Raw genomic sequence first — 7,082 nt, 5'->3', positions numbered from 1 at the left:
GCGGAAGGACCTCGAGGCGATGGCAGCTGGTAGCAAGCGGTTACCGCGGGCCGTGCGCGAACAGCAGATGCTCGACGCCGCGGTGCAGATGTTCTCGGTCAACGGCTACCACGAGACCTCGATGGATTCGATCGCCGCGGCTGCGCAGATCTCCAAGCCGATGCTCTACCTGTACTACGGCTCCAAAGAAGAACTGTTCGGGGCATGTCTGGACCGCGAACTGCGCCGCTTCGTCGAGTCGGTGCGCACCGAAATTGACTTTCAGCAGCCCCCGAAAGACATGCTGCGCAATACAATTCGGGCTTTCTTGCGCTACATCGACGCCAACCGGGCGTCGTGGATCGTGATGTACACCCAAGCCACCAGTTCGCAGGCGTTCGCCCACACCGTGCGCGAGGGCCGCGAGCGAATCATCGAGCTGGTCGGCCGGCTGTTGCGGGCCGGCACGCGTAAGCCCGAACCGGGCGTCGACTTCGAGCTGATGGCGGTCGCGCTGGTAGGCGCCGGCGAGGCGATCGCGAGCCGGGTCAGCACCGGCGACACCGCCGTCGATGAAGCCGGCGAGCTGATGATCGACTTGTTCTGGCGCGGCCTCAAAGAAGCCCCCGGCGGCCGCGACGGCGCCGACACCGTTGCGGCCGGGTAGCCCGGCGCGGCCTCACGCCGTGAAGAGGCTCTGGAGGTCGGCCGTGATGTCCCGGATCGCGCCGTTGAGTGCGAGGAATTCGAAACCGGCTCCCAGTGTGCCCAACCCGATGATGCCGGCGATCGGCAGGCCGACAGCGTTGAGGATGTCGCCTTCGGCGAGTTCCTGGGCGAACACATCGAGCGCGTACGCCGGCGCGGTGGTGAACAGGGCGTTGAGGATATCGGCGGTCGGAAGCAGCGCGGCATACGCCGTCGAGGCGATACTGCTGAACGTGTTGACGATTTCGGTCAGGCTGGGCAGCGCGAATGACGTGAGGTCGCCCGCCGAGGCGCCCAGGAAATCGGCTGCACTGGGGAACGACAGATTCGACAGGTCGCTGACGAAGTTGTTCCAGCCCTCTTGCGCCCCATTGCCCAGCGCTGTCAGAACCTCACCCCAGTTGAGGTCGGTCGGGAACAACGCGAAGGGGTCGGCCACATTGGCAGGGCCGGCGGACCAGCCTTCGGTGATGCTGCCGTAGCCCAGGTTCACCAGGACGCGCGTAGCCGGTTCCAGTAGGTCGTAGATCGGCTGGCCGATGACCGGGATCGACTGCAGCGGCATCAACAGCGGCAATATCTCGCTGGGAATCATGAAGTAGTGGGTGTTTCCGTCGTAGCCCTCGCTCATCGGCAACTCGATGGCCGTCGCCAGCTGCTCGGCGGTCAGGCTTGGGTAGATCGTGTGCTCGTAGATGATGCCCAGGACGGCGTTGAGGTCGGCGAGAAAATTGATCGGGTATTTCGGGAAGTCGGCGTAGCCGTCGTATTCCAGGGTGTAGACGGAGGTGTCCCACGGAGTGCCGTCCGGGATCGCGCCGTTGAACGTGATGCCCAGGCTCGGGATAGTCGGGTAGCTGCCATCGTTCAAGATGTCGAAGCGCTCGAATAGGCCGCCGTTGGGATTGTTGGGGGCACCGAGCAGCACGAAGGACAGCTGGTCGGCGGTCGGCTGTTGGTCGGGAGGCAGCGCTAACAGATCACGCATCACGATGGTGGAAATGGTGCTGCTCTGGGAGTAGCCCAGTACGACGAGGTTGTTCCCGTCGGCGATCTGCCTGTTGATCGTGTCGTGCAGGATGGTGACGCCCTGGGCGATGGACGGATCCAGTTCCAGGCTCTTGACGCCGCTGTTGGGGTAGAGGCCTTCCGGTGTGAACAGGGGGTTGGTCTTGTCCACGGGGTAGCGGGGTTGGCCGTCGAAGAACGGGGTGGCGGGATCGATGTAGCGGTCAAAGAGCGCGTCCATGTAGCTCTGGGGCGGGATCGGCAGGCCGCTGCCGCCCATGATCCATGCCTCGGTGTCCAGTAATTTCACTTGGGCCGCAACGGTTTTCCACGCGGTGGTCGATACCGAGTGCAGGGCCGGGGACACGCCTAGGGTGACGGCGGAGGTGATGGCCAACGGTACGGCGAGCGCGTGCAGTGGCCGGCTGGTGTTGTCGAGACGAAACGCGAAGGTCATCGGTGTGTCCTTACAATGCCTCATGGCAAGGTCTTCAGGCCTGAACAGCGGAAATGACGACCGAGCCCCAGTTGACTGTTCATCTGATCAGTCAGATTAGCTGTGGCGGACCTGTTAATGCAATAGGGGAATCCCAATGAAAAATGGCACGCGGGCCGAGCAGCGCGCCGCCACGCGTCAAGCATTGGTGGGCGCGGCAGTTGAACTACTGCGGACCGAGGGGGTCGTCGCGGTGACCACGCGCCGCGTCGCCGGCGCAGCGACCGTGTCGCAAAGCACGGTGATGTACCACTTCCCGACCCGCGATGACCTGGTGACAGCCGCGGTCGCTCAGCTTGCCTTCGAACTAGCCAATCAGGCCCGCATCCACTTCGAAGAGACGGCCGCGACCGCCACGCTGGACCTGGGCGGGTATCTCGACCTGATCTGGCGCGAATTCACCACGCCCCAAGCGCTTTCGGTCGCTCAGCTGTGGGTGGCGTGTTGGACCGACCCGCAACTGGCCAAGACGGTGAAGTCGCTGGAGCAACACATCTACGGTCTGGCGGTCGCCTCCGCCGAGGCGCTACCTGCGGCGGGCCCAGGGTTTTCCGCGCGGGCCTACATGGACACCGTGATGGTGGTCGTCCGTGGGCTGGTGATGTCGATTCCGGTCTGGGGGATCGAGGTCGTCAGCGCCCGCTGGGAGGTCAGCAAGGTGACTTTGCTGAAGGCGGCCGGCTTCGCGGTCGACAACGCCTAACGGGCGACGGCGGTGCCGGCTACAGCGCCCGCACCGCCCCGGTCAGGTAGGGGTAACCCTTGGCGACGTTGCGCAGTGCCAGATCCCAGCCGCCGTCGACCTTGTCGATGTAGAGGCCGGGGCTTGCCGGCAGCAGCATCGGCTTGCCGAACCGCACCGTGTAGTCCACTGCGTCCGGAAGCGCACCTTCGATGTTGGCCAGAACCGTTGCCGCCGAGAACATCCCGTGCGCGATCGCGGTGGGGAAGCCGAACAGCTTGGCGCCGATCGAGCTGGTGTGGATCGGGTTGTGATCGCCGCCGGCCGATGCGTAGCGGCGAATCTGGCCCGGGGTCACCCGCAGCACCGCGCTGGGCGGGCCCAGCTTGGGCTGTTTGGCCGGCGGCGGCTTCGGCTCGTCGGACAGGCTGGTGCGCTGCTGGTGCAGAAACGTCGTCACCTGATGCCAGGCCGGGTCATTGCCGACGGTGATGTCGGTGACGATGTCGACCAGCAGGCCCTTGCGGTGTTCGCGCAGGTTCTCTGCCCGCACCGTCACTCCGACGGTGTCGGTGACCGCGATCGGGCGGTGGCGGGTGATCCGGTTCTCGGTGTGCACCGAGCCCATCGCGGCGAACGGGAAGTCAAACCCGGTCGCCAGCTCCATCACGGTTGGGAACGTCAGCGCGAAGGGATAGGTCAGCGGTACCTGATCCGCGAAGCGCAGCCCGGTGACGGCTGCGTAGGCCGCGACGTGGGTGGGGTCGATGGCCAGCGCGTCGACCCGCAGCGTCCGGTTCGGCAGGGTTTGCGTGCGCGGAATGAAGGGCAGCGCGCCGGCGACCGCACGCACCATGTTTCTCATGCCACTGGGTTGGGGCATGTGTCTCACGCCCCCAGCATGGCTTGGCCGCAGACCCGGATGGTGTTGCCGGTCACCGCATTCGACGCCGGGCTGGCGAAGTAGCCGATCAGCTCGGCGACGTCCACGGGCTGACCGCCCTGGAACAGCGAGTTCAGCCGACGCCCGACCTCGCGAGTGGCCAACGGTATCGCCGCCGTCATCTCGGTTTCGATGAATCCCGGGGCGACGGCATTGATCGTGATGCCCTTCTTGGCCAGCGTCGGAGCCAGCGCTTCGGTCAGGCCGATCATGCCGGCCTTGGTGGCCGCGTAGTTGGTCTGGCCGCGGTTACCCGCGATCCCGGCCATCGACGACAGGCCGATCACCCGGCCGCCCTCACCGATGCTGCCGTTGGCGACCAATCCTTCGGTAAGACGCTGCGGTGCAAGCAGGTTGACTGCCAGGACCGCGTTCCACCGAGCGTCGTCCATGTTGGCCAGCAACTTGTCGCGAGTGATGCCGGCGTTGTTGACCAATATGTGAGCCTTGCCCCCGTGGTGCTCGGCGAGGTGCGCGGCGATCTGATCCACCGCGTCGTCGGCGGTGACGTCCAGTGCCAGCGCGGTCCCGCCAACCCGGGAGGCCGTCTTCTCCAGCGCCTCGGCGGCCTGCGGCACGTCGATCGCCACCACCTTGGCGCCGTCGCGGGCGAACACCTCGGCGATGGTGGCGCCGATGCCGCGCGCCGCGCCGGTGATGATCGCGACCTTGCCCTCCAGCGGCCGGTCCCAGTCGGCGGGCGCGCTCGAGTCGTCGGCGCCCACGTAGAACACCTGGCCGTCGACGTAGGCCGAGCGGGCCGAGAGGATGAATCGCAGTGTCGACTCCAGGCCGGTGGCCCCGGGCTTGGCATCCGGCGACAGGTACACCAACTGCACTGTGGCGCCGCGCTGCAGTTCCTTGCCCAATGAGCGGGTAAAGCCCTCCAGTGCGCGCTGGGCGATCTGCTCGTCGGCGCTGCCGGCCGCCTCGGGGGTGGTGCCGACAACGACCAGTCGGCCACAGCGGCCCACGTTGCGCAACAGCGGGGTGAAGAACTCGTGCAGCTGGGTCAGCTCAGCGGGGGAGGTGATACCGGTGGCGTCGAAGACCAGCCCGCCGAACGAGTCGGCCCAACGGCCGCCCAGGTTGTCGCCGACCAGCTCGTAGTCGTCGGCCAGTGCGGCCCGCAGCGGCTCGGCCACCCGGCCCGACCCGCCGATCAGCAGGGGCCCGGCCAGTGCCGGCTCGCCGACTCGGTAACGGCGCAGGGTCTCGGCCTGCGGAACGCCGAGCTGCTTGGACAGGAACGATCCGGGGGCGGAGCCCAGGATCTGGGACAACAGGTCCGAGGAGAGCTTGGGGGCCTTGGGGGGCATAGTGCTGCCTTCCATGTGGGGACGTGCCTGGTGCGGGCCACGGTGTCGACAACGAACTTACTCCAGAGTAAGAATACTGGGTAGTATCAGGCCGACCGTCCCCGGCAATGCGGGGGGACCCACCATCAGAGACGAGAGATCGTGGCATCTGCATCTGCTGCTAAAACTGCCGAGGCAACCGCCGGCACGCGACGCCGTGTGGCCGTCCTCGGGGGCAATCGCATTCCCTTCGCGCGCTCCGATGGCGCCTATGCGAACGCGTCCAACCAGGACATGTTCACCGCAGCGTTGGGCGGCCTCATCGATCGATTCGGCCTGGCCGGCGAGAAGCTGGACGCCGTGATCGGCGGGGCGGTGCTCAAGCACAGCCGCGACTTCAACCTGATCCGCGAATCGGTGCTGGGCTCGGCGCTGTCGCCCTACACGCAGGCATTCGACCTGCAGCAGGCCTGTGGCACCGGGCTGCAGGCGGCCATCTGCGCCGCCGACGGAATCGCCGCCGGTCGCTATGAGGTGGCCGCCGCCGGCGGGGTGGACACCACTTCGGATGCGCCCCTGGCAATCGGCAACGAACTGCGCCGCACGCTGCTCGCGCTGCGCCGGGCAAAGTCGAACGTGCAACGGCTCAAGCTTGTCGGCAAGCTACCCGCCGCGTTGGGCGTGGAGATCCCGGCCAACAAAGAAACGCGGACCGGCCTTTCCATGGGTGAGCACCAGGCCATCACCACCAAGCAGATGGGCATCAAGCGGGTCGACCAGGACGAGCTGGCCGCAGCCAGCCACCGCAATATGGCCGCCGCCTATGACCGCGGCTTCTTCGATGACCTGGTGACGCCGTTTCAGGGGCTCTACCGCGACGACAACCTGCGGCCCCAGTCCAGCCCGGAGAAGCTGGCCACGCTCAAGCCGGTGTTCGGCGCGAAGGCCGGTGACGCCACCATGACCGCGGGCAACTCCACTCCGCTCACCGACGGTGCGTCGGTGGCGCTGCTGGCCAGCGAGGAGTGGGCCGCCGCGCACAAGCTGACTCCGCTGGCGTACTTCGTCGACGCCGAGACGGCCGCGGTGGACTACGTCAACGGAGCCGACGGGCTGCTGATGGCCCCGACCTACGCGGTGCCGCGGCTGTTGGCGCGCAACGGCCTGACCCTGCAGGACTTCGACTTCTACGAGATCCACGAGGCGTTCGCCGCCACGGTGCTGTGCCACCTGCAGGCGTGGGAGTCGGCGGAGTACTGCAAGGAGCGGCTGGGACTGGATTCGGCGCTGGGCGCCATCGACCGGTCCAAGCTCAACGTCAACGGCTCGTCGCTGGCCTCGGGGCACCCGTTCGCGGCCACCGGCGGTCGGATCGTGGCGCAGGCCGCCAAGCAGATCGCCGAGGCGAAGGAGCGCCAGAAAGGTGTGAAGGGCACAGCGAAGAACAAGCCGGTGCGTGCGCTGATCTCGATCTGCGCCGCCGGAGGCCAGGGCGTGGCCGCGATTCTGGAGGGGTAGCGGATCGGCGCCGGGGGCAGCGCTGGCTGCCGGCGAGGTTTGACAACCTGTCGAGTCGGGTAATCGACACGCTGGTTGGCTTCGCGTGGTCGCCCGCCCCCAGCAGTAACCGCGGGGCAGCCTACCGGTGGCTCGCCGCTGAACTGAGGGGATTCAGCGGCGAGTCATTTGGCTTCGCCGAGTCATTTGGCTTCGCCGAGTGCGGGCGGCGCCGATCGCGTGATCCCACAGCAGCAGCACGCTGGCCTTCAGCTGGGCCGGTTTCGCTATGTCCCGGGCCATCAGCGCGGTGGCTGCAGCCTTGGTCTGCGCCGACGCCTTCGAAGTGTGGCCGGAGTCGAACGGCGGTTGCGGATCGTATTCGATCACGAGCTGAATGGCTTTGGCGCGGTGCTCGCCGCCGATCCGCGCGGCCAGCCACAGTGCAAGGTCGATCCCGGCCGACACGCC

6 protein-coding genes and 1 pseudogene are annotated in these 7,082 nt (G+C 66.9%); 3 read left to right on the top strand and 4 right to left on the bottom strand.

All coding sequences use genetic code 11. The features are described from left to right. Positions 1-19 precede the first annotated feature (19 nt). Positions 20-646: a TetR/AcrR family transcriptional regulator gene (locus tag AC2VOG_RS00035; RefSeq protein ID WP_486937866.1), complete on the top strand. Its 627-nt coding sequence runs from the start codon at positions 20-22 to the stop codon at positions 644-646. Between the two features lie 12 nt (positions 647-658). On the opposite strand, the gene AC2VOG_RS00030 is transcribed toward AC2VOG_RS00035, so the two are convergent. After that, the gene (locus AC2VOG_RS00030; protein ID WP_486937865.1) at positions 659-2,152 is read right to left on the bottom strand and encodes a PE-PPE domain-containing protein; all 1,494 of its coding nucleotides are present in this window, start codon (positions 2,150-2,152) and stop codon (positions 659-661) included. Between the two features lie 136 nt (positions 2,153-2,288). Between AC2VOG_RS00030 and AC2VOG_RS00025 the strand changes: the two genes are divergently transcribed. After that, positions 2,289-2,894 (top strand): TetR/AcrR family transcriptional regulator, encoded by a 606-nt coding sequence (locus AC2VOG_RS00025; protein WP_486937864.1) that lies wholly within the window; start codon positions 2,289-2,291, stop codon positions 2,892-2,894. A 19-nt stretch (positions 2,895-2,913) separates the two neighbouring features. On the opposite strand, the gene AC2VOG_RS00020 is transcribed toward AC2VOG_RS00025, so the two are convergent. Both AC2VOG_RS00020 and AC2VOG_RS00015 read right to left on the bottom strand, forming a co-directional pair. Then, complete coding sequence (locus AC2VOG_RS00020; protein WP_486937863.1) at positions 2,914-3,756, bottom strand: MaoC/PaaZ C-terminal domain-containing protein; 843 nt, start codon at positions 3,754-3,756, stop codon at positions 2,914-2,916. Between the two features lie 5 nt (positions 3,757-3,761). Beyond that, complete coding sequence (locus tag AC2VOG_RS00015; RefSeq protein ID WP_486937862.1) at positions 3,762-5,135, bottom strand: 3-oxoacyl-ACP reductase; 1,374 nt, start codon at positions 5,133-5,135, stop codon at positions 3,762-3,764. A gap of 141 nt (positions 5,136-5,276) precedes the next feature. On the opposite strand from AC2VOG_RS00015, the gene AC2VOG_RS00010 reads away from it, so the two are divergent. Next, positions 5,277-6,632 (top strand): acetyl-CoA C-acetyltransferase, encoded by a 1,356-nt coding sequence (locus tag AC2VOG_RS00010; protein ID WP_486937861.1) that lies wholly within the window; start codon positions 5,277-5,279, stop codon positions 6,630-6,632. Positions 6,633-6,785: 153 nt separating this feature from the next. Here the strand turns inward: AC2VOG_RS00010 and AC2VOG_RS00005 are convergent. Continuing rightward, positions 6,786-7,082, bottom strand: a pseudogene (locus tag AC2VOG_RS00005) (DJ-1/PfpI family protein); the annotation flags it as partial.

This window comes from Mycobacterium sp. TH-M11, assembly GCF_057473725.1.
The sequence above is the reverse complement of the archived record's forward strand: the minus strand, read 5'-3'. Positions and strand labels throughout refer to the sequence as shown.

Excerpts from the sequence above, each read along its gene's own strand:
- AC2VOG_RS00015 (WP_486937862.1), bottom strand. The coding sequence starts at position 5,135 with ATGCCCCCCAAGGCCCCCAAGCTCTCCTCGGACCTGTTGTCCCAGATC.
- AC2VOG_RS00025 (WP_486937864.1), top strand. The coding sequence starts at position 2,289 with ATGAAAAATGGCACGCGGGCCGAGCAGCGCGCCGCCACGCGTCAAGCA.
- AC2VOG_RS00035 (WP_486937866.1), top strand. The coding sequence starts at position 20 with ATGGCAGCTGGTAGCAAGCGGTTACCGCGGGCCGTGCGCGAACAGCAG.
- AC2VOG_RS00030 (WP_486937865.1), bottom strand. The coding sequence starts at position 2,152 with ATGACCTTCGCGTTTCGTCTCGACAACACCAGCCGGCCACTGCACGCG.
- AC2VOG_RS00020 (WP_486937863.1), bottom strand. The coding sequence starts at position 3,756 with ATGCCCCAACCCAGTGGCATGAGAAACATGGTGCGTGCGGTCGCCGGC.